The organism is Afipia massiliensis, from assembly GCF_001006325.2.
In the GTDB taxonomy this organism is placed as follows: domain Bacteria; phylum Pseudomonadota; class Alphaproteobacteria; order Rhizobiales; family Xanthobacteraceae; genus Afipia; species Afipia massiliensis_A.
In genome coordinates this window covers 4,219,522-4,239,887 of sequence record NZ_LBIA02000001.1, presented here as the reverse complement: position 1 = coordinate 4,239,887, position 20,366 = coordinate 4,219,522, and the positions used below count along the sequence as shown (strand labels likewise).

Here is a 20,366-nt window from a genome sequence, read left to right as displayed (position 1 = left end):
CTGATCCCGAAAGCGGGAAGGGGCTCAATGATTGATCACGTCTCGGTGGGCGTTGCAGATCTCGAGCGGGCCGCAAAATTCTACGAAGCGGCATTCGCTCCATTAGGACTGACCAGATTGATCCGGCGGTCGGCAACGATCGGCTTTGGAAAAACCTATCCGGAGTTCTGGATCAATCTTCGTGCGGGCATGTCACCGGTGCCGCCGGAAAGCGGCACGCACATTTGCCTGCGTGCGAGAAGTGCCGCAGAGATTGACGCCTTTCATGCCGCAGCGCTCAAAGCGGGCGGCCGTTCCGACGGTGCGCCGGGGCCGCGTCCGGAATATCACCCGAGCTACTACGCGGCGTTCGTCACCGATCCCGACGGAAACCGCATCGAGGTGGTGACGTTTCTGAAGGGCGGTCAACCGGCGGCGTGAGCCGACGGGCTTACAGCCGGCTCGCGACCTGATCGTCCATCAGCTTGGCGGCTTCGGGCACCTGCGCGGCTACCTTCTGAAGGGTCGGGAGAATGTCCTCGACCCGATCAGCGGTCAGCACATCCACCCACAGGTTCGCGCGGATGAATTCTGTCTGCTTCATGTGATCAATCAGTACGAGCAGGGGATTCCAGAAGTCGTCAATGTTGGCGAGCAGGATCGGCTTGCTGTGACGGCCGAGCTGCGACCACGTCATTTGCTCGACCAGTTCTTCCAGGGTGCCGACGCCGCCGGGAAACGCCACGAAGGCATCGGAGTGCTCGAACATCAATTGCTTGCGCTCGTGCATGTCCTTGGTGACGATAACCTCCTGCGCGTCTTTCAGCACATGCTCCCGTTTCGTCAAAAACGTCGGGATGATGCCCGTGACCTTGCCGCCGTGGTCGAGCGCACCGGCCGCGACCGCACCCATCAGGCCGATCGACCCGCCGCCATAGACGAGGCCTACGCCATTCTGGGCGAGGGTCTTGCCGAAAGCTGTGGCCGCTTTGACGAATTCGGGATTGGTACCGGGACCGGAACCGCAATAGACGCAAACGTTCTTAATTGTATTCATACCGGTTATTTGGCGATTTGTTGCGACATCTTCAAGGCGTGTGTCTCGCAGTGCAAGGTGGATAGTTCTCCAAATCGGCGGTTTTGGGGAAAAGAATCGATGGGGAAGGGTGCGAAAACCGCGCAAACGCTTTATATGATGGCCATGACCGCAATCATGAACAGGCGCCCCGCGCAGCATCAGGCTCCGTTTGGCCTTAAGGCGACTGACGTTTAATGGCCGACCTCTATCCTGCCCCGCCTGACGAGGTGTCGGACGACGCCAAGCCGCCGGCGCCTGCTGATTTGAATGCCGAGAAAGCAACGCTCTTCGGAACGCTCGCCCATCTGTGGCCGTATATCTGGCCGGGTGACCGAGACGACCTCAAGATGCGTGTCGTCTGGTCGATGGTACTGCTGCTCGTTGCTAAGGCGGCGACACTGTTCGTCCCGTTCACATTCAAGTGGGCCGTTGATGCCCTGACGGGCGCGGACACCGCGCCGGTTCAGTCCTCGAACTGGATGTTGTGGCTGATCGCGTCGCCTCTGATCATGACACTCAGTTATGGCGCCATCCGCATCATCATGATGGTGCTGACGCAATGGCGCGACGGCCTTTTCGCCAAAGTGGCGATGCATGCGGTGCGCAAGCTGGCCTTTCTCACCTTCGTGCACATGCATGAATTGTCGCTGCGGTTTCACCTTGAGCGCAAGACCGGCGGTCTGACACGTGTGCTGGAGCGTGGCCGAACCGGCATCGAGACCATGGTGCGCATGGTCATCCTTCAACTCGCACCGACCATCGTCGAGCTTGCGCTGATGATGGGCGTGCTGTTGTGGCAATTCGACTGGCGTTACGTATTGGTGACGTTCATCACCGTCGTGATCTACATGGCCTTCACCTACTACGCGACGGAATGGCGGATCGACATCCGCCGCAGGATGAATGAATCCGACACCGAGGCGAATACCAAGGCGATCGACTCGCTGCTCAACTATGAAACCGTGAAATACTTTAGCGCGGAACAGCGTGAAGCGCAGCGCTATGACAAATCCATCGAGCGGTTCGAGCGCGCCAGCGTTCACACCTATACGTCGCTCGCGGTGCTGAATACGGGGCAGGCGGTGATCTTCACCTTCGGCCTGACCGCAACCATGATGATGTGCGCCGTCGGCATCCGCAACGGCACCAACACGGTCGGCGATTTCGTCATGATCAACGCCATGATGATCCAGCTTTATCAGCCGCTGAATTTCATGGGCATGGTGTATCGCGAGATCAAGCAGGCGATCATCGACATTGAAAAGATGTTCGGCGTGCTGTCGCGCAATCCGGAGGTGAAAGACATCCCGGGCGCGGAGCCACTGCAGATTTCTGCCGGCACGGTTCGTTTCGAAGATGTGCAATTCTCTTACGATCCGGAGCGGCCGATCCTGAAAGGGCTCTCGTTCGAGGTGCCCGCAGGCAAGACCGTGGCTATTGTCGGCCCCTCGGGCGCGGGAAAGTCGACAATCTCCCGATTGCTGTTCCGGCTGTACGACGTCAGCGGCGGCAAGATCACCATCGACGGCCAGAATATCCGCGACATCACGCAGTCGTCCCTGCGCGCATCCATTGGCATGGTGCCGCAGGACACTGTGCTGTTCAACGACACCATTCGCTACAACATCCGTTATGGGCGCTGGGATGCGACCGACGCGGAAGTGGAGGCTGCGGCGGCGATGGCTCAGATCGACGGCTTCATTCGCATGTCGCCGCACGGTTACGAGACCGAGGTCGGCGAACGCGGGCTGAAATTGTCCGGCGGCGAAAAGCAGCGCGTTGCGATCGCCCGGACCATCCTGAAGGGGCCGCCGATTCTGGTGCTGGATGAGGCTACGTCCGCGCTCGACAGTCACACCGAACGGGAGATCCAGGATCAGCTGGAGAAAGTCGCGCGCGGCCGAACGTCGCTGGTGATTGCTCACCGGCTGTCCACGATCGTTGGCGCGGACGAAATTATCGTGCTGGATCAGGGACGCATTTCCGAACGCGGCACCCACTCACAGCTTCTGGCGGCAAATGGCCTTTACGCGAGCATGTGGAACAGGCAACGTGAGGCTCAGGAAGCGCGGGAAAAGCTGGCCATGATGGCCGACGAGAACATCGCGCCCAATCGCGCGCCGCCGCCGGTCGACGATCCGCTGGTCACGCCCGCCGCCGCCGAATAGTTTTGGGTCACATTAAACGCAGGTCTTTGAACTCATGTCCGTCGTCAATTCCATTCGCGCGCAAATCCCCCCGGTTCATCCGGAAGGCTATCCCTTCATCGGGGCTTTCGCCTTCGCCAGCCTGATCCTGTTCTGGATCTGGACGCCACTCGGCTGGATCGGATGCGGATTGACGGTGTGGTGCGCGTTGTTCTTCCGCGACCCGGTGCGCGTCACACCGGTGCGCGAGGGCATCGTGGTGTCGCCGGCCGACGGCCGGGTGTCGATGGTGGTGCAGGCGGTGCCGCCGGCGGAACTCGGCCTTGGCGACAAGCCACTGCCGCGCATCTCGATCTTCATGAGCGTGTTCAACTGCCACGTGAACCGCAGCCCGGTGGCAGGCCGCATTGATCGCATTGCGTACCGGCCCGGCAAGTTTCTGAACGCCGATCTCGACAAGGCCAGCGAGGACAACGAGCGCAATTCGCTGGTCATCTCCACGCCGGCGGGCCGGATCGGGGTGATCCAGATCGCGGGTCTGGTGGCCCGGCGTATCGTGTCCTTCGTCAAGGAAGGACAGGTCCTTGGGGCAGGCGAGCGGTTCGGGCTGATCCGCTTCGGCTCGCGGCTCGACGTCTTCCTTCCCGAGGGCGCCAAAGCCCTTGTATCGGAGGGCCAGACTGCCATCGCCGGTGAAACCGTGCTGGCCGATTTCAAGCTGGGCGACGGCGGGCGGAGCTACCGCGTGGATTAACCAAGCCTGCGATCATCCGGCAGGCTTTTCGCCACAATGGCGACGCAGGGTGGGGCTTGTTATATAAGGTCCCATGGCCATGCTTCCCGATCCCAGAACGCCCGACCTGCGCCGCCGCCGGTTTCGCCAGATTCCGATCCGGATGCTGGTGCCCAACGTCATCACGTTGCTGGCGATCTGCGCCGGACTGACTGCGATCCGGCTGTCCATCGAAGGCCGCAATGAACTCGCCCTCGCGGCGATCGTGTTCGCGGCGATCCTGGACGGCATCGATGGCCGCGTGGCACGCATGATCAAGGGCCAGTCCCGTTTCGGCGCCGAACTCGACAGCCTCGCGGATTTCGTCAATTTCGGCGTTGCGCCCGCGCTCATCCTGTATTTCTGGCAGTTACATGATTTGAAGAACGTCGGCTGGATCGCGGCGATGATCTTCGCGATCAGCGGCGGTTTGCGACTGGCTCGCTTCAACGCCACTATGGACGACCCGAACAAGCCACCGTTCGCGGCTAACTATTTCACGGGCGTACCGGCTCCGCTGGGCGCGCTTTGCGTGTTGCTGCCGATGTACCTGGTATTTATCGGCGCGCCGCAGTTGCCGGCCCCGATCACGGCGGTATTCACCTTATCGATCGCGTTCTTGATGGTGTCGCGGTTGCCCGTGTTCTCCGGCAAGATGATCGGCGGCAAGATCGCTCCGGACATGGTGCTGCCGGTGGTCGTGCTTGTCGTGTTGTTCATCGCTGTGCTGATCAGCTATCCGTGGCAGCTTCTGACCGGTGGCTCGCTGTTGTATCTGCTTAGTCTTCCCATCGGCTGGATGTCGTATCGCGCGCATGAGCGACGCGCCCGCGAAGCCGCGGCGGCAAGCGAACCGGGCCATGCGAGCTCCACAGCACCGGATTTCAACGTGCCGGTTGATCCTGTCGAAGAGAATCGCCCGCCGCGTCTGAACTAATCGCAGGCTGCCACGCGCGGTCGTATGGTTAATGATTTCCTGAAATTTGTTCAGATTGATGTTGCGCGCGGTGCCGTTATCGATCCCGATCGCTACCATTTGACCGCTTGCGGCTGTTTCCGCCGACAATCTCACCGCGGCTGCGCATCAATTCGATAACCTTTACCCGACCTTAATGGCCCCGACGCTAGGGTTTCGATGCGCCCTCAGAACGAGTGCGCCGTTGAGTTGCGTCGGAGTTCTCATGGATATCGCCACAAGTATCGGTCTGCTCGTGGGCATTGCGGTGCTTTGCACCCTGGTTCTGATGGGCGGCGATTTCCGGATGTTTTACGACATTCATGCCGTCATTATTATTTTCGGCGGATCGTTCGCCGCGACCCTGATCCGTTTTCCGCTTTCCGCGATCATTCACGGCATGCCGCTTGGCGCAAAATACGCGTTCACACTGAGCCGCCTGACCGCGCGCGATCTTGTTGATGAGCTGGCCCGGATCGCGGAAGTTGCCCGAAAGCAGGGGCCGGTCGGCCTTGAGAAAATCGAAGCTGACGATCCGTTCCTGGCCAAGGGCATTCGTTACATCGCGGATGGCTACGATCTTGAGTTTATTCGAGACAATCTCGAGCGCGATCGCGACAACTTCCTGATGCACCTTACCGAGGGTTCGAAGATCTATCGCGCGATTGGAGATTGCGCGCCTGCATTCGGCATGATCGGTACGTTGCTCGGCATGGTGCAGATGTTCTCCAACATGTCGGACCCGTCCAAGCTGGGGCCATTCATGGCGGTGGCACTGCTGGCAACACTGTACGGCGCGCTGGTTGCGAACCTCGTCTGTCTGCCGATCGCAGACAAGCTGCACGTCAAGGTGCTCGATGAGGAGACCAATCGCACGCTGATCATCGACGGAATCCTGATGATCCGTGATGCGAAATCTCCAACACTCGTCCGTGAAATGCTGCTGGCCTACCTGCCGGAAAAACATCGTCACGAAGAGGGTGAGCCGGTTCCGGCTTAAACGACGGCTGCGGAAACGGATCCACCGGGATGGCCAAGAAAAAGCGCGCAGAAGAGCATGGAGGTCACGGCTGGTTCGTGACCTTCGCCGACCTGATGGCTCTTCTGTTGAGCTATTTCGTGATGCTTGTGGCGTTCTCCAATCAGGACTCCGACAAGCTGAAGATCGTCGCCGGATCGATGCGCGACGCATTCGGCGTTCAGACGCAATCTCGCTTCTCCGGCATTATCGAGTCGGACGGGCTTCCGACCCGCGCGCGGCTGAAGAACACGGCCCACGTTCCGCCGGACGAGGCGTCGAACAATCCGACGCCGGATCAGGAAGACAAGCACAAGACTGCCGGCGCGCGCATGAAGACCGACCGCGAATTTGCGCTCGCGTCGGCCTCGCTGCGCCAGGCGCTGCAGGACTTGCCGGAAATCTCCGAGTTGTCCAAGCACATCCTGTTCGAGGAAACCAAGCAGGGGCTCAATCTCGAAATCGTCGATCAGGATGGCCGCTCGATGTTTGCCGATGGCTCGAAGCAGCCGCTGGAGCGAACCCGCCGCCTGCTTCAAAAACTTGCCTCGCCGCTGAAGGCGACGCCGCTGCGTGTGGCCATCGTCGGCCACACCTCTGCGGGCTTCATGCCCACGCGATCCGGATACGACGGTTTTGATCTGTCTGCGGACCGCGCCAATGTTGTCCGCCAGATCCTTGAACAGGAGGGGTTGCCGGCCTCGCACGTGTTCTCTGTCTCTGGCAAAGCGGATACCCAGCCATTGTTTCCGGACGATCCCTCGCTGGCCGCAAACCGCCGTGTGACCATTACGTTGATGAGGGAGGATCCGCCGCTGCCTCCGAACCTCAAGCCTTGATCGGACTGTATTATTGTACCATTTAGCGGTATGTTCCGGGTTCCGGCTTCCTGTCGCAGTAGACATCGGGTGGTAGTGATATAAGAAGCGCCACTCCAAAGTGATCTCCGGGCTTGCCGGGATCAATGACACCGTCAGGGCGTTCCCTCGATCATGGCTGCCAGCGACTCATCTGCCGATACGCCCCAAGAGGTGCCGGTAACCACCGGCTTTTGGGCCCTCACTCTCGGAAGTGTCGGGGTGGTGTTCGGCGACATCGGTACGTCGCCGTTGTACGCCTTTCGCGAGGCGGTCCATAACGCGGCGCATGGTGGTCCCGTCTCCCGTGAGATCGTGCTTGGCGTGCTGTCGCTGATCCTGTGGTCTCTGATTGTTGTCGTCACCATCAAGTATGTGCTGCTCCTGCTGCGCGCCGACAACAACGGCGAAGGCGGCACGCTCTCTCTGATGGCTCTCGGCCAGCGAGCGCTGGGGCGGCGCAGTTGGCTGCTCCTCGCCCTTGGTGTGATTGGCGGATCGATGTTCCTCGGTGACGCGATGATCACGCCGGCTATTTCGGTGCTCTCCGCGGTCGAAGGCTTGAAGATCGCAGCGCCTGCTCTCGAGCACTTTGTCGTCCCGCTCGCTATTGTCATCCTCATCTGTCTGTTCGCGGTGCAAAGCAGGGGAACGGCGATGGTCGCCAGCGCTTTTGGCCCGGTGATGATTATCTGGTTTCTGACGCTGGGTGTCATGGGCCTGATGCACATCAGCGACGATCCCACAGTGGTTTATGCGATCAATCCCTGGCACGCCGTTAGTTTCCTGCTGACCCACGGCGTGATCGGGCTGGTGATTCTCGGCGCGGTATTCCTCGCGGTCACAGGCGGCGAGGCGCTCTACGCCGACCTCGGGCATTTTGGACGCAAACCGATTCAGGCGGCGTGGTTCTATTTCGTGCTGCCGTGCCTGCTGCTGAATTATTTCGGACAAGGCGCGTTGGTTCTGGCGAATCCAGGCGCTATCGAAAATCCATTCTATCGCATGGTGCCGGAAACATTCCTGGTGCCGCTGATTTGTCTTGCCACGGCGGCCACCGTGATCGCGAGTCAGGCTGTCATCACCGGCGCGTTTTCGCTTGTGCGGCAGGCGATTCAACTCGGCCTGCTGCCGCGGTTCGAGGTTCGTTACACATCGGAGACCCATGCGGGACAGATATATCTGCCGCGGGTCAACATCATGCTGCTGATCGGTGTCTTGCTGTTGGTCGGGCTGTTCCGCACCTCAAGCAATCTGGCATCGGCCTACGGGATCGCGGTGTCGACGACAATGGTCTGCGACGGCATCATGTGCTTCGTCGTGATCTGGAAGGTTTGGAACTGGCGAGCCGCGACGGCGGCAGCGCTAATCGTGCCGTTGGTGATTGTCGATCTGACATTCCTGGCCGCGAACCTCCTAAAACTGTTGCAGGGCGCATGGGTACCGGTGCTGTTCGGAGTCTTGATGGCCGGTCTGATCTGGACATGGCGCCGTGGCGCCGCGATTCTGACCAACAAGACCCGGCGCACCGAGGTCCCGTTACTCGATCTCATCAAGAGCCTGGAGAAACGCCCGCCGCATATCGTCAAGGGCACGGCGGTATTTCTGACCAGCGATCCCGAATACGTGCCGACCGCATTGCTGCATAACCTGAAGCACAACAAGGTTCTCCACGAACACAATGTGATCCTGACCATCCACACAGCCGAAACGCCGCGTGTCGATCTGGCGGATCGTGTGCGGATGGCGAAGATCAGCGACAAATTCTCCACCGTTCGGTTGTCGTTCGGCTTTATGGAATCGCCGAACGTGCCAAAGGCGCTGGCAGTTGCCCGCAAGCTCGGCTGGCAATTCGACATCATGTCGACGTCGTTCTTCGTGTCGCGGCGCTCGCTAAAGCCAGCGGCGCAATCCGGCATGCCGCAGTGGCAGGACCATCTGTTCATCGCCTTGAGCCGGTCGGCGAACGACGCCACCGACTATTTCCAGATCCCGACAGGGCGGGTGGTGGAAGTCGGTACGCAGGTCACCATTTAAGGGACAATCGGCGGTCTGCCGCGCTTGATTTTCTTGCTGCAAAAAGAGAGGTTGTGCGCCGTTCGCGCGTAATCTCGGGGCGTGATTTTTCGAAAAGCTGCGACCGCTTTTCGGATTGCCCCCGGTGGAGGTTGATGTGTCACAGGCTGAAAAAGTTCACGATCTGACGGCGGAAGAGGTTGCTGCGGGCATTGCGCAGGGGCGCTATCTCCTGATCGACGTGCGTGAACCGAATGAAGTTGCCGTCGAGGCTTATCCGGACGCGGTGGTTCTGCCGCTTTCGACCTTCGATCCGGCGGAAATTCCCGACCCGCAGGGCAAAACAGTGGTTTTTGCCTGCCGCTCCGGCAAGCGTTCGGTGACTGCATCGCTGGCTGCACAAGCCAGCGGCAAGCCTTATGACTCGCACCTCGCAGGTGGCATGTTGGCGTGGAAGGCTGCCGGGCTGCCGTCCAAAACCGGCGGCTGATCTTCCGATGAACAAGATTTTCGCGGACCTGCCGAATACCATCTTCGACGTCATGTCGCAGGCCGCCCGCGATCTCAACGCGATCAATCTGGGCCAGGGCTTTCCGGACGATCCGGGCCCGCTCGACATCCGGGAGAAGGCCGCGGATGCCGTCCTGAACGGCTACAACCAGTATCCCTCGATGATGGGGATACCGGAACTGCGCCAGGCCATCGCCACCCACTACGCGCACTGGCACGGCGTACAACTCGATCCGATGAGCGAGGTGATGGTGACCTCGGGCGCCACCGAAGCTTTGACGGGATCGATCCTCGGATTGGTTCAGCCCGGCGACGAGGTGCTGGTTTTCCAGCCGATGTACGATTCCTATGTGCCGATCATCCGGCTCGCCGGCGGCACTCCCAAGTTCCTACGACTTGAGCCCCCGCACTGGCGCCTGCCGGAAGAGGCGATCCGTGCCGCGATCACCCCCAGGACGCGTTACGTGATGCTCAACAATCCGCTCAATCCGGCGGCCGTGGTCTATCCGCGCGAGGACCTCGAGATGCTCGGGCGGATTTGTCAGGAATACAACCTGATCGCTATCTGCGATGAGGTTTGGGAGCATGTGGTGTTCGACGGCCGCGAGCACATTCCGCTGATTGCGATTCCGGGAATGCGCGATCGCACCGTGAAGATCGGGTCCGCCGGCAAGATGTTCGGATTGACCGGCTGGAAAATCGGTTTCGTCTGCGCCGCGCCGCATATCCTGCGCGTACTTGCCAAGGCGCATCAGTTCATCACCTTCACGACCCCGCCCAATCTTCAGGTCGCGGTCGCTTATGGTCTTGGCAAATCTGACGATTACTTCCTGCAGATGCGCGCCGATCTTGCACGGAGCCGCGATCGCTTGAGCAAAGGCTTGACCAGCCTTGGTTTCCCGGTGCTGCAATCGCAGGGGACTTATTTTCTCAATGTCGATCTCGCGCCGCTTGGGTTGAATGAAAGCGACGTGGCTTTCTGCAAGCGTATCGTGCACGAGCACAAGGTTGCTGCTATCCCGGTGTCGGCCTTCTATGAAGAGAACCATGTCACTTCGGTGGTGCGGTTCTGTTTCTCGAAGAAGGACGCAACGCTCGACACGGCGCTGGAACGGCTCACGCACGTTCTTCACGGTTGAGGGGAAATCCGGTGTCCGCTGGCATGAAGAGGGGATTGCCCCTCGCAACAGTCTTCTCAGTTGCCCTTGTGGCTTCGGCGTCATTGGCGCAGGCGCAGCAGCGCAGTGTGAATTTCTACAACTGGTCGAACTACATGGCGCCCGGCGTCCTCGAACAGTTCACCAAGGAAACCGGCATCAAGGTTACCTACGACACGTTCGATGCCAACGAGACTCTTGAGACCCGGTTGCTGGCCGGAAAGTCCGGCTACGACGTGGTGGTGCCGACGGCCTACTTTCTGCAGCGCCAGATCGCGGCCAATATTTTCCAGAAGCTCGACAAGTCGAAGCTGCCTAATCTCGCCAATGCCTGGCCTGAGGTGACCAAGCGCCTTGCAGTTTACGATCCCGGCAACGCCTTCGCGGCTAACTACATGTGGGGCACCACGGGCATCGGTTACAACGTCAAGAAGGTTCAGGAGATTCTCGGCGCGGACGCGAAGATCGATTCAGCGATGAATTCCTGGTCCATCGTGTTCAAGCCCGAGAATCTTGCCAAGTTCAAGGATTGCGGAATCCACATGCTGGATTCCGTTGACGATATTCTGCCGGCGGCGCTGAATTATCTTGGTCTTGATCCGAACACGGCGAAGCAGGCCGATCTCGATAAAGCAGCAGAACTGGTCGGCAAGGTGCGGCCCTATGTGCGCAAGTTTCATTCGTCGGAGTATCTGAACGCGCTTGCCACGGGCGAAATCTGCTTCGTGGTCGGCTGGTCGGGCGATATCAAGCAGGCTCAAAGCCGCGCGGCGGAAGCCAAGAACGGTGTCGAGATCGGATATGCACTTCCCAAGGAGGGCGCGCAGATGTTCTTCGACAACTTCGCCATTCCGGCGGACGCGCGGAACGTCGCCGAGGCCCATGAGCTTATCAATTATCTCTATCGGCCTGATGTCGCCGCAAAGAATTCGGACTTCCTGTCTTATGCGAGCGGGAATCTTGCCAGCCAGAAGTTGATCGATCCGAAGATCTACAACGACAAGACGATCTACCCGGACGAGGCGACGCTGAGCCGTTTGTTCGTGATCACGGCACGCGGTCCTGCCACCCAGCGCATCATCAATCGCTTGTGGACGCGGGTGAAGACCGGGCGGTGATTACCGCCAGCGGCGGTGGAGCCAGAGCCATTGCTCGGGATGTTCGCGAATCCATCCCTCGAGCACCGTGGTGATCGCCTGCGTCGTGGCTTGCACATCGACCTTGCCATCGGCGTCACGTACCGGCTTCACCTCGTCGGATATTTCGGCGCGGAAGCGGTGGTTCGGCAGCCGGACGATGCGCACGCCATGAATCGGGACTTCGACCTGTCGCGCAAGACGCGCGAGCAAGGGATTGGCCTTGGTGACGCGGCCAAAGAACGTGACATCGACACCGCGCCCGAAATGCTGATCAACCAGCATGCCGACATGCACGCCCTTCTGCAGCGCCTGCGCCAGCCGCAGCGGCGCATCGTGCGTGGTCGCGATCATCGTGCCCATGTTGACGGAGCGGATCTCCTGGATCGCGCGGTCCACCGCGGCGATGTTGGGCCGGCGAAACAGCACCGCCGATTCTAGTCCGTAGGCCGGGCCTGCGAGCGCCGGCAGTTCCCAGTTGGCGAGATGGCTCGCGAACACCAGCGCACCCTTACCGTCATCGCGCAGCGCTTCGAACTTCGCCGTCGCGTCGGGGGCCAATTCGATGCGGCCCTTATCTGGATGATTGGGATCGAGGTTCCAGATGTGATCGAGATGTGCGAACTCCGCGCCGACCCGGCCGAGATTGTCCCAGACGCCCATGAGAATGGCGTCGACCTCGGCAGGCGGCTTGTCCGGAAATGCGGCGATCAGGTTGGCGCGACCGATCTTGTGCTCGGGCAGCCAGGGACCAACGGCACGTGTCACCAATGCGAAGAAGTTCGCGGTGCGGTCCGGATCGAAATAGCGAGTCACACGTAGCAAGCCGACCGCAATCGCGCCCAGGATCGCTCCCGTCACAGGCTTCAGCGCATCGCGCAGGATGGCTCTTGTGCGGAGGAGCAAGCGACGCATCAGAACGTGACGACGATTTTGCCGAACACCTGTCGGCTTTCCATCCGCTTGAGCGCGGGGGCGACATCTTCGATCGGCACTTCGGTGTCGATCACCGGCTTCATGCCTTGAGCCATCTTGTCGAGGCTCTCGGTGATGTTGCGCATGGTGGCCCCGAACGATCCGAAGATGCGGTATTGCTGCTGGAACAGTTGCATCAGGTTGATGGTGGTGGTCGGCCCCGAGGTCGAACCACAGGTCACCAGCCGTCCGCCACGCTTCAGAACCAGCAGCGAACCGTTGAAGGTGTCCGCGCCGACGTGCTCGAATACGACATCGACACCCTTCTTCTTGGTGATCTTGCGGGTTTCGTGTTCAAAGCGATCCTTGCGATAATTGATGACGTGATCGGCGCCGAGCTTCTTCACGCCATCGATCTTGGAATCGTCGCCCACGGTGGTGATGACGGTACAGCCGATCGCTTTGGCCATCATGATCGCGACCGTGCCGATGCCGGAGCCGCCGGCATGCACCAGCACGCTTTCACCCGGCAGCAGTTTGGCATTGTCGAACAGCATGTGCTGAACGGTCGAGAACGCGATCGGCGCGCAGGCGGCGTCACGGTCGGACACGCCGTCCGGCACCGGGATGACCAGCCGTTCGTTGAGGTTCATCAATTCGCGGGCAAAGCCGTCGACATGGAATCCCATGATGCCGGCGACGTTTTCGCAGAGGTTATCGCGGCCGGCCTGGCATGCGGGGCAGGTGCCGCAGGTCAGCGCGCCGTACATCACGACGCTCTGACCCGGTTTGAAGCGCGTCACGCCTCCGCCAATAGCTGCGATTTCGCCGGACGCTTCTGCGCCGACCACGAGCGGGAGCTTGCGTTTGGCGAAAGCCATGCCGCGATAACCCCAGACGTCAATGTGGTTGAGGGCGACGGCCTTGACGCGGATTTGCACCTCGCCCGCGCCGGGCGGCGGGGGAGGCGGCGTATCCGCGACCACCAGCTGGCGGTCGGCAACAAGACTGAGCGCACGCATAATATCGCGTCTCCGGCACGAAGGATTGTGGACTGTTGGGCTGCGTATCGCCGGTTCGGCGAAGGCCGTCAACCGCCGAAACCCGCGTCCGTGGCTGTTAGATCGGCTCGCGGGTTAGGATCAGGGAGGCGTTCTGGCCGCCGAAGCCGAATGAATTCGACATCACCGCGCTGACGCGCGCGTCGCGGGCCGTGTTAGGCACCACGTCGAACGGGATCGCAGGATCGGGCACGTCATAATTGATCGTCGGCGGGATGCGCTGGTGCTCAAGGGTGAGCAGCGAGACTACTGCCTCCACCGCGCCGGCGGCCGAGAGGGTATGCCCGACCATCGACTTGTTGGACGATACCGGGATTTCCTTGGCGCGCTCGCCGAACACCATCGAGATGCCGAGATATTCCATCTTGTCGTTCTCGGGCGTACCGGTGCCGTGCGCGTTGATGTAGTCGATCTGCTCGATACTGACACCCGCGTCGGCCAGTGCATTGCGCACGCAGCCGACGATTGGTTTGCCGTCGGGGCTAGAGCGGGTGCGATGGAACGAGTCGGCGAGTTCGCCGCAGCCCGCGACCACGCCGAGGATTTTCGCGCCGCGCGCAGTTGCCGCTTCCAGACTTTCAAGCACCAGTGCGCCAGCGCCTTCAGCCATGACGAAACCGTCGCGGTTCTTGGAGAAGGGGCGCGCCGCCGCGTGCGGCGGATCATTGTGGGTAGAAAGAGCAGATAGCAGCGAGAAGCGGATCAAGGCTTCCGCGTTGACCGAGCCATCGGTTGCGACGCACAGCGCTGCGTCGGTTTCGCCGCGGCGGATCGCCTCAACGCCGAGCTGGATCGCGGTCGCGCCCGATGCGCAGGCGGTGGACAGCGAAATGGGAGAGCCCTTGGTGCCGAAGGTGTCGGCCAGATGATCGGCGACGGAGCCGAAGATGAATCGGCGATGCAGATTGGTGAAGCGTCCGCCGCCGCTGGCTTTCAGCAGCGCATCGTAGTCAATGCCGGAGTTCATGCCGGTGGCGCGGGCAATGTCCTGCCGCGGCTGCCATTCGAGTTCGACCGGTGCAACGGCCAGAAACAGCGGACCGGGGAAGTCGCCCTTGGCGCCGATTCCGGCCTGCGCAACGGCCTCTTCGGTCGCGACGTCGGCAAGACGCTCGGACAGTACCGTCGACGAGAACGGCTCGACCGGAATGAAATCGATCGTGCCTGCCATCGTGGTCTTGAGACCGTCGGTGGGGAAACGCGTGATGGTTCGGATACCGGATTCGCCAGCCGTGAGCTTGGTCCAGTTATCGGATTTGCCTGCGCCGAGGGATGTGACGACACCCATGCCGGTGACGACGACAATAGGCCGTCCGAACTTGTCGCGAGTCGATGTCATCGTGCCCTCATATGTGGCTTATACCGCTTCGACCAGCGCCATGCCTTCGCCGCGCCAGTGTCCCGCCCCGATCACAACAATCTGGGACGGCGGCTTCGTCATTTCAATCTCGACACCGGCGGTATCGTTCGCCGGAAACAGCGCGCCTCGCGAAATCGACAGGGCGGCGAGTGCGATCCCGAGTGCAAACTGCGCCTCCACGGCATGCCCGAATGCAGTGCCGGTCGCGCGTGCCGGGGTGTCGCGATGCTTGGCCAGGAATGCGCGCTCCTCGGCGGTGACGGGGGAAGCGCCGGTCGCGCCGGTGATGATTGCGCTGTCCTGGCCGACAGTTCCAATTCTCGACCACAGGCCGTCGAGTATTGCGGTCACATCGCCGGCAGTCTTACGCTTGGCGCGATCAGCAATGACGTTCGTGAGCTTGGCGTAGGGCTTGGCGCCGCGCGCCTGCGCGTGTTCCTTGGACTCGATGACGAGGAACACGCCGCCGGAGCCGAGCGCGAAGCCGTTGTCGCGCTCCCAGACCGGCTTGAATTTGTTCTTCATATTGAAATCGCCGAACTCATAGAGCATCAGCATTTCCTTGCGCTCGCTGTTCTGTGCGGCGCCGACAAGGGCGATGTCGCTTTGACCTGAAGCGATCCGCGCCAGCGCAATGCGCGCGGCATCGACGCCCGCAGCTTCCTCGCCCATGAATGTGCGGGACGATCCGGTGACGCCATGGACGATCGAGATGTTGCCGGCGAGCAGGTTGGACAGTTGCGCCAGAAACAGAGTGGGGCGCAGATCGTTCATCAGGCGTTCGTTGAAAAATCCGGGCGCGGCATTGCCTTGAACATCGGCATTGATGATCGAGGAATCCACGGCGAGATCGCGTTCGCCGCCACCGGCAGCGACGATCATATCCATGCGCGAGAGAATGTCGGCATTACCCTTGATACCGGCGGAGTCGAGCGCGAGACCGGCTGCATAAGTGCCAATCCGCTGCCACGCTTCCATCTGGCGTTGGTCGCCCTTCTTCGGGATCTGCGCATCGAAGACCAGCTTCGTCATGGGATGGACGACGTAAGGAGCGAATGTCGTCTCGTCGACATTAACTGTCTTGGCGTTCAACGCGTCCCAGTGCGCGTCGAGGCCTTCGCCGAGCGACGTCGCAAGGCCGATACCCGTGATCCAGGCTTCGCGCGGGCCGCCGGGCGATGAAGGGGTCTCAGCCATGAGCGATTACCTGTTCAGGAAAGCCGATCCGCTTCGCCACCGCTTCCATGTGTACTCGCAAATCGGGATGTGGAAACGGTGTGTGACGGAAAGTCAGCGTCGCATTGCACTTCAGCTTACCGTCAACGCGGACCCTGGCGTCGGTGACAGCGTAGCCCGAGCCATCATGAACCAGACTTGCATCGATCGTCAGCAGTTCGCCGGGCCTCACGAAGTCGCGCATCTTCGCTTCCTTGACGCTGGCAAGAAACGGCATGCGTTCGAACTTCAGAAGCGCGATCAGAAGCCAGCCCGAGGTCTGCGCCATGGCTTCGGTCAGCAGCACGCCCGGCATCAGTGGATAGCCGGGGAAATGCCCCTCGAAGACAGTGCTGGTCTCAGGAACCTGCGACTCGACCGTAATCGTCCGCTTACCGACGTCGAGATCGGTAATGCGGTCAACCATCTGGAAGTATTCGAGCTGCATGGCGGGGCGCGTCAGGCGCCCTTGGCGGCGACCAATTCGTCGATGCGCGCGCTGAGGTTCTTCAGGACAAAGTACTGCTCGGTCGTGGCCTTGCCGTCGTTGACCTCCTGCGTCCACTTCTCCAGCGGCAGCTTGATGCCGAACGCCTTGTCGATGGCGAAAGCGATGTCGAGGAAGTCGAGGCTGTCGATGCCCAGATCGTCGATTGCGTGGCTTTCCGGGGTGATCGTGTCGCGTGGAATGTCGCACGTTTCCGCAATGATCGTGGCGACCTGATCGAATGTAGACGACATGCTAAACCTTTGAGATTTTTGAGATAAATGCCATTTCTTGGCGCGGGACGCTGGCTTGAAACCGTGCCGCGTTCCCCTCGGGACGGGTTGAAACCCCGTATATCGGAGCCATGATCCGAGTTCAATGGCGCAGCACGGGCGAAGAAGGACCGGTTTCCAAGCCTAATTGTGGCGAATCGGATCGATTCTCTGCGCCGAAATCTGCGCGCAGTCCCGCCGACCCATCAGGACACAATCCTGCGTGTTGCGCAGATCGGCGAGAGCCATCGCCAGCCAGATACCGACGCCGGTCAGTACCGCCGTGAATGCGATGGCAGCGGCGTTCGCGATCATGCGGTGACGATAGTCATCCGGGCTTTCGTCAGCTTGCTCATACCGGGACAGGTCAGGCGCGAGTTTCCCCGACCGTTGAACCGCCGGTAGCGGTGTATGCGTACGCGGACGGAATTTCAGTACGCGATGCTCGCCGTCAGTCATCGGTAACGGTCCCAAATCAACGCGAACATATTAGCCCGCCGAGCAAGTGTGTCTTCGGACACCAGCGTAATGCTGGGATGTCAAAAAGGATAGCCGGGAACCGGGCGCGTTACGCCTTCGGTACGCGGCCCATCATATAGAATTCATCGTTCGGGCGCATGTCTGTGACGCTCGCCATGCGGTTCGACAGCGCAAAGAATGCGGCAATCGCCGCGATGTCCCAGATATCGTTGTCGCTAAAACCGTGGCCGCGCAATATCTCAAAATCCTGCGGCGACGTCTTTTGTGATTCCAGGCAAACCTTGACAGCGAAATCCAGCATCGCGCGCTGGCGCGGTGTGATGTCGGCCTTGCGGTAGTTGTTGGCAATCTGATCGGCGATCAGAGGATTCTTCGCGCGAATCCGCAGCACCGCTCCGTGCGAGACGACACAGTAATGGCACTGGTTGGCCGCGCTGGTCGCGACCACAATCATTTCACGCTCGGTCTTGCTCAGTCCGCCGTCTTTTTCCATCAGCGCGTCGTTGTAGGCGAAAAATGCCCTGAACTCGTCGGGCCGGTAGGCCAGCGCGAGGAACACGTTCGGCACGAAACCCGACTTCTCCTGCACACCGAGAATGCGCGTCCGGATATCATCCGGCAGCGCGTTCAGCGCAGGAACAGGAAAGCGGCTGATGGACGGTGTGGTCATGCTGATGATCCGATGCAGGCGGTAGGAGTGTCTGCAGGGACCATAGTCGAGGAAGGCACCGGCGCAAAGCGTCCGCCGATGCAAGGCAGTCCCACGCGGCGCGTAGTGATCAGCGAAGGGGCTTTTTCAGCAGCGAGAAGCGGTCGGGATCGAGACCTAGCGACGGTTGCAGCATCGGCGCTTCCGGTGCGCGCGGAATAGGCCGATCCATGCCGCCGCGATCGAACGTCGGATCGTTTGGCGTCTCGCGATGCGAAGTCGCGCCGCGCCAGCGCTCCAACACTGAACTGACGAAGGAAATGTCGTGACCGCTGAGCGCCGAAGGCGTCGTCGCGATGGTCGCTTCGCTGCGCGGCAACTGGTGCACAGGGACTTCCTTGAAGCGGAGCCGGGTTGGCAAAGCAACGCCTTCGCCGAACGCCAGCACTTCGCGGGTTCCCAGCGACGGGACAAACGACAGCAGATTCGCTGCAGCATCGGAGACAGCGGAGCGTAACAGCATCTGGTCCCGTTCGTTTGCAAGGCGCATCGCAAACAGCGTGTTGCATTGGGAAATGATCGTGGCATCCAGTTCCGCCGGGCGCTGCGTAACCAGCGCAAGGTAGACGCCGTATTTGCGGCCTTCCTTGGCGATACGCGAGACGGCCTTGCGTGTCGGCCCGAAACCGACGCCGCGATCGGCGGACGCGTAGCGGTGCGCTTCCTCGCAGACGAACAGCAGCGGCGAAGCGCCGTCGCTCCACAAGCCGAAATCAAACGCCATGCGGCAGAGTACGGATACAACGGAGTCCACGACCTCCGCTGGAAAGCCTGCGAGCTGCATGACGGTCATGGGCCGGCCATTGGCGGGCATCCGGAACAAGTGGCTGATGACTTCCGCCATCGTGTCGCCGCCGACATTGGCGTTTTCGAACATGAAGGCGTAGCGCGGATCGTTTTTGACGGTCTCGATGCGCGAAATCAGCTTGTGATAGACGATGCGCGAGGAGCGGTTTTCCAGCTTGCCCATGCGCTCATCAATCAACGAAATCAGATCGACCAGACGATAGGGCACCGGTGTATCGGCGGTGTAGCCGACGGTCTTGGCATCGACACGCTTCAGTCCGACGCGGTCCGTGTTCTGATATTGCGTGTAGGTCGCCTTCGCGACCGGGATGAGTTCAACGAGGACTTCGAGCTCTTCGGGAACGCCAGGGCGTCCGCCGAAGATCACGTCCACGAACTCTTCGAAATTGAAAAGCCAGAACGGCAGCTTGAGGTTTCGCGGATTGAGAACCAGCGATTTGTCCCCAAAACAGCGGCCATATTCGTTGTGCACGTCGAGCAGGAACACGCGCAGGTTCGGCCTTACGCGGAGAATCTCGTTCAGCAGCAGCGAAACGCCGCTGGACTTGCCGACGCCGGTGGAGCCGAGTACGGCGAAATGCTTGCTCAGCATATCCTCGACATCAACATAGGCGATGACGGACGGATCCTGCTGCAGCGTACCGATATTGATCTGCTCGGCTTTCGATGGCGCGTACACCGTCCGCAATTGCTGGTTAGTCAACACGTCCACCAGATCGCCGATGGTCGGATAGCTCGTGACGCCGCGCTGGAACCGGCCGGAAGGGCCGGCGGCGATCTCGCCCAGCAGGTCGACAGAGGCAATTGCGATGTAGTTGTCGGTGGGCGGCAGGTTTTCGCGGCTCACCTCGGTGATCATCGCAACGATGATGGTCGTGGCGGTGCGGATGCCGAAGAACTGGCCGACCGTGGCGCGGACATTCGCGTCGTTGATCTGGCTCGTCGTCACAAGGCCGACTCGCGCTTGTGAGCCGCGTACCGAAATGACGCGCCCGAGCGAGGCTGGCTGCGGTGAAGTCAACATAGAGCGATATGGCCTGTCTGAACTGCTGAATTTCCTCGACTGTACAAAGGCTTGTTGCAGGAATTGTTAAATGCCCCTGGTGACTTTGCGCGGTTCTGCGAGGTGGTGCCCATATGTCGGTACAACCGCTGAGATTTACCCGTCGGCTAAGGTCCCGAAGTTGAAGGGGTATTTTGATATTGGTTGACGAGAGCCCGCCGGCGGATTTCCCTGGCGTTAAGCCTTTGTTCACCTTGGACTAATGGATGATCTTCCAGCCCGGTTGAGGCGCCGGGTGGGTGGTTTTTTGAGCGTCGCTGGTGGACAGGGCAAGGCAGGGGTAGACCGCGGCGCAGCACCGCTCTATATCCAGCGCGCGACATCGATTTGCTGATTTGGACAGCGATCCGAACGGTGCTTCACCGTGCAAGA

Annotated in this window: 20 protein-coding genes; 10 read left to right on the top strand and 10 right to left on the bottom strand. The window is 60.6% G+C overall.

Annotated features, from left to right (window positions below):
* Nucleotides 1-27 precede the first annotated feature (27 nt).
* Nucleotides 28-420: a VOC family protein gene (locus YH63_RS20380; protein ID WP_046830104.1), complete on the top strand. Its 393-nt coding sequence runs from the start codon at nucleotides 28-30 to the stop codon at nucleotides 418-420.
* A gap of 10 nt (nucleotides 421-430) precedes the next feature.
* Here the strand turns inward: YH63_RS20380 and YH63_RS20375 are convergent, their stop codons facing one another.
* Nucleotides 431-1,036 (bottom strand): TIGR00730 family Rossman fold protein, encoded by a 606-nt coding sequence (locus YH63_RS20375; protein WP_046830103.1) that lies wholly within the window; start codon nucleotides 1,034-1,036, stop codon nucleotides 431-433.
* Between the two features lie 215 nt (nucleotides 1,037-1,251).
* Between YH63_RS20375 and YH63_RS20370 the strand changes: the two genes are divergently transcribed.
* The 9 genes from YH63_RS20370 (at nucleotide 1,252) to YH63_RS20330 (ending at nucleotide 11,607) form a co-directional block, all read left to right on the top strand.
* Nucleotides 1,252-3,225, top strand: a complete 1,974-nt coding sequence (locus YH63_RS20370) for an ABCB family ABC transporter ATP-binding protein/permease (RefSeq protein WP_046830102.1) — start codon at nucleotides 1,252-1,254, stop codon at nucleotides 3,223-3,225.
* A gap of 34 nt (nucleotides 3,226-3,259) precedes the next feature.
* A complete protein-coding gene (locus YH63_RS20365; RefSeq protein WP_046830101.1) occupies nucleotides 3,260-3,958 on the top strand; it encodes a phosphatidylserine decarboxylase in 699 nt (232 codons plus the stop codon).
* A 79-nt stretch (nucleotides 3,959-4,037) separates the two neighbouring features.
* Nucleotides 4,038-4,913 (top strand): CDP-diacylglycerol--serine O-phosphatidyltransferase, encoded by an 876-nt coding sequence (gene pssA, locus YH63_RS20360; RefSeq protein ID WP_433995123.1) that lies wholly within the window; start codon nucleotides 4,038-4,040, stop codon nucleotides 4,911-4,913.
* A gap of 244 nt (nucleotides 4,914-5,157) precedes the next feature.
* Nucleotides 5,158-5,931 (top strand): motility protein A, encoded by a 774-nt coding sequence (locus YH63_RS20355; protein ID WP_046830099.1) that lies wholly within the window; start codon nucleotides 5,158-5,160, stop codon nucleotides 5,929-5,931.
* Nucleotides 5,932-5,960: 29 nt separating this feature from the next.
* Nucleotides 5,961-6,788: an OmpA/MotB family protein gene (locus tag YH63_RS20350; RefSeq protein WP_046830098.1), complete on the top strand. Its 828-nt coding sequence runs from the start codon at nucleotides 5,961-5,963 to the stop codon at nucleotides 6,786-6,788.
* Nucleotides 6,789-6,941: 153 nt separating this feature from the next.
* Complete coding sequence (locus YH63_RS20345; RefSeq protein ID WP_046830097.1) at nucleotides 6,942-8,843, top strand: potassium transporter Kup; 1,902 nt, start codon at nucleotides 6,942-6,944, stop codon at nucleotides 8,841-8,843.
* Between the two features lie 124 nt (nucleotides 8,844-8,967).
* Nucleotides 8,968-9,312: a rhodanese-like domain-containing protein gene (locus YH63_RS20340; RefSeq protein ID WP_046830096.1), complete on the top strand. Its 345-nt coding sequence runs from the start codon at nucleotides 8,968-8,970 to the stop codon at nucleotides 9,310-9,312.
* Nucleotides 9,313-9,319: 7 nt separating this feature from the next.
* Nucleotides 9,320-10,471, top strand: coding sequence for an aminotransferase (locus tag YH63_RS20335; protein WP_046830095.1), 1,152 nt, complete (start codon nucleotides 9,320-9,322; stop codon nucleotides 10,469-10,471).
* 23 nt (nucleotides 10,472-10,494) lie between these two features.
* Nucleotides 10,495-11,607 (top strand): polyamine ABC transporter substrate-binding protein, encoded by a 1,113-nt coding sequence (locus YH63_RS20330; protein WP_137325325.1) that lies wholly within the window; start codon nucleotides 10,495-10,497, stop codon nucleotides 11,605-11,607.
* Here YH63_RS20330 and YH63_RS20325 read toward each other — a convergent pair whose 3' ends face one another.
* From YH63_RS20325 to YH63_RS20285, 9 genes are all read right to left on the bottom strand, one after another.
* Nucleotides 11,608-12,540 carry a lipid A biosynthesis lauroyl acyltransferase gene (locus YH63_RS20325; protein WP_137325258.1) on the bottom strand — a complete coding sequence of 311 codons (933 nt, stop codon included), beginning with the start codon at nucleotides 12,538-12,540 and terminating at the stop codon, nucleotides 11,608-11,610.
* Nucleotides 12,540-13,562 carry a zinc-binding dehydrogenase gene (locus YH63_RS20320; protein WP_046830092.1) on the bottom strand — a complete coding sequence of 341 codons (1,023 nt, stop codon included), beginning with the start codon at nucleotides 13,560-13,562 and terminating at the stop codon, nucleotides 12,540-12,542. The genes YH63_RS20325 and YH63_RS20320 overlap by 1 nt, the downstream gene beginning before the upstream one ends.
* A 97-nt stretch (nucleotides 13,563-13,659) precedes the next feature.
* Entirely contained in the window at nucleotides 13,660-14,940 is a 1,281-nt protein-coding gene (locus tag YH63_RS20315; RefSeq protein ID WP_046830091.1) for a beta-ketoacyl-ACP synthase, read from the bottom strand.
* Nucleotides 14,941-14,958: 18 nt separating this feature from the next.
* Nucleotides 14,959-16,158: a beta-ketoacyl-ACP synthase gene (locus YH63_RS20310; protein WP_046830090.1), complete on the bottom strand. Its 1,200-nt coding sequence runs from the start codon at nucleotides 16,156-16,158 to the stop codon at nucleotides 14,959-14,961.
* Nucleotides 16,151-16,624, bottom strand: a complete 474-nt coding sequence (locus YH63_RS20305) for a 3-hydroxyacyl-ACP dehydratase FabZ family protein (RefSeq protein WP_046830089.1) — start codon at nucleotides 16,622-16,624, stop codon at nucleotides 16,151-16,153. The genes YH63_RS20310 and YH63_RS20305 overlap by 8 nt, the downstream gene beginning before the upstream one ends.
* Before the next feature lie 11 nt (nucleotides 16,625-16,635).
* On the bottom strand, nucleotides 16,636-16,917 hold the full coding sequence (locus YH63_RS20300) for an acyl carrier protein (RefSeq protein WP_002711294.1): 282 nt from the start codon (nucleotides 16,915-16,917) through the stop codon (nucleotides 16,636-16,638).
* 162 nt (nucleotides 16,918-17,079) lie between these two features.
* Nucleotides 17,080-17,394, bottom strand: a complete 315-nt coding sequence (locus YH63_RS20295) for a hypothetical protein (protein ID WP_046830088.1) — start codon at nucleotides 17,392-17,394, stop codon at nucleotides 17,080-17,082.
* A 109-nt stretch (nucleotides 17,395-17,503) separates the two neighbouring features.
* On the bottom strand, nucleotides 17,504-18,085 hold the full coding sequence (locus YH63_RS20290) for a peroxidase-related enzyme (RefSeq protein WP_046830087.1): 582 nt from the start codon (nucleotides 18,083-18,085) through the stop codon (nucleotides 17,504-17,506).
* A 109-nt stretch (nucleotides 18,086-18,194) separates the two neighbouring features.
* Nucleotides 18,195-19,955, bottom strand: a complete 1,761-nt coding sequence (locus YH63_RS20285) for an ATP-binding protein (protein ID WP_046830086.1) — start codon at nucleotides 19,953-19,955, stop codon at nucleotides 18,195-18,197.
* Nucleotides 19,956-20,366 lie beyond the last annotated feature (411 nt).

What these genes read in the sequence shown, in the direction of transcription:
- YH63_RS20380 (WP_046830104.1), top strand. Translation starts at nt 28, where the DNA reads ATGATTGATCACGTCTCGGTGGGCGTTGCAGATCTCGAGCGGGCCGCA.
- YH63_RS20375 (WP_046830103.1), bottom strand. Translation starts at nt 1,036, where the DNA reads ATGAATACAATTAAGAACGTTTGCGTCTATTGCGGTTCCGGTCCCGGT.
- YH63_RS20370 (WP_046830102.1), top strand. Translation starts at nt 1,252, where the DNA reads ATGGCCGACCTCTATCCTGCCCCGCCTGACGAGGTGTCGGACGACGCC.
- YH63_RS20365 (WP_046830101.1), top strand. Translation starts at nt 3,260, where the DNA reads ATGTCCGTCGTCAATTCCATTCGCGCGCAAATCCCCCCGGTTCATCCG.
- pssA (WP_433995123.1), top strand. Translation starts at nt 4,038, where the DNA reads ATGCTTCCCGATCCCAGAACGCCCGACCTGCGCCGCCGCCGGTTTCGC.
- YH63_RS20355 (WP_046830099.1), top strand. Translation starts at nt 5,158, where the DNA reads ATGGATATCGCCACAAGTATCGGTCTGCTCGTGGGCATTGCGGTGCTT.
- YH63_RS20350 (WP_046830098.1), top strand. Translation starts at nt 5,961, where the DNA reads ATGGCCAAGAAAAAGCGCGCAGAAGAGCATGGAGGTCACGGCTGGTTC.
- YH63_RS20345 (WP_046830097.1), top strand. Translation starts at nt 6,942, where the DNA reads ATGGCTGCCAGCGACTCATCTGCCGATACGCCCCAAGAGGTGCCGGTA.
- YH63_RS20335 (WP_046830095.1), top strand. Translation starts at nt 9,320, where the DNA reads ATGAACAAGATTTTCGCGGACCTGCCGAATACCATCTTCGACGTCATG.
- YH63_RS20330 (WP_137325325.1), top strand. Translation starts at nt 10,495, where the DNA reads ATGAAGAGGGGATTGCCCCTCGCAACAGTCTTCTCAGTTGCCCTTGTG.
- YH63_RS20325 (WP_137325258.1), bottom strand. Translation starts at nt 12,540, where the DNA reads ATGCGTCGCTTGCTCCTCCGCACAAGAGCCATCCTGCGCGATGCGCTG.
- YH63_RS20320 (WP_046830092.1), bottom strand. Translation starts at nt 13,562, where the DNA reads ATGCGTGCGCTCAGTCTTGTTGCCGACCGCCAGCTGGTGGTCGCGGAT.
- YH63_RS20315 (WP_046830091.1), bottom strand. Translation starts at nt 14,940, where the DNA reads ATGACATCGACTCGCGACAAGTTCGGACGGCCTATTGTCGTCGTCACC.
- YH63_RS20310 (WP_046830090.1), bottom strand. Translation starts at nt 16,158, where the DNA reads ATGGCTGAGACCCCTTCATCGCCCGGCGGCCCGCGCGAAGCCTGGATC.
- YH63_RS20305 (WP_046830089.1), bottom strand. Translation starts at nt 16,624, where the DNA reads ATGCAGCTCGAATACTTCCAGATGGTTGACCGCATTACCGATCTCGAC.
- YH63_RS20300 (WP_002711294.1), bottom strand. Translation starts at nt 16,917, where the DNA reads ATGTCGTCTACATTCGATCAGGTCGCCACGATCATTGCGGAAACGTGC.
- YH63_RS20295 (WP_046830088.1), bottom strand. Translation starts at nt 17,394, where the DNA reads ATGACTGACGGCGAGCATCGCGTACTGAAATTCCGTCCGCGTACGCAT.
- YH63_RS20290 (WP_046830087.1), bottom strand. Translation starts at nt 18,085, where the DNA reads ATGACCACACCGTCCATCAGCCGCTTTCCTGTTCCTGCGCTGAACGCG.
- YH63_RS20285 (WP_046830086.1), bottom strand. Translation starts at nt 19,955, where the DNA reads ATGTTGACTTCACCGCAGCCAGCCTCGCTCGGGCGCGTCATTTCGGTA.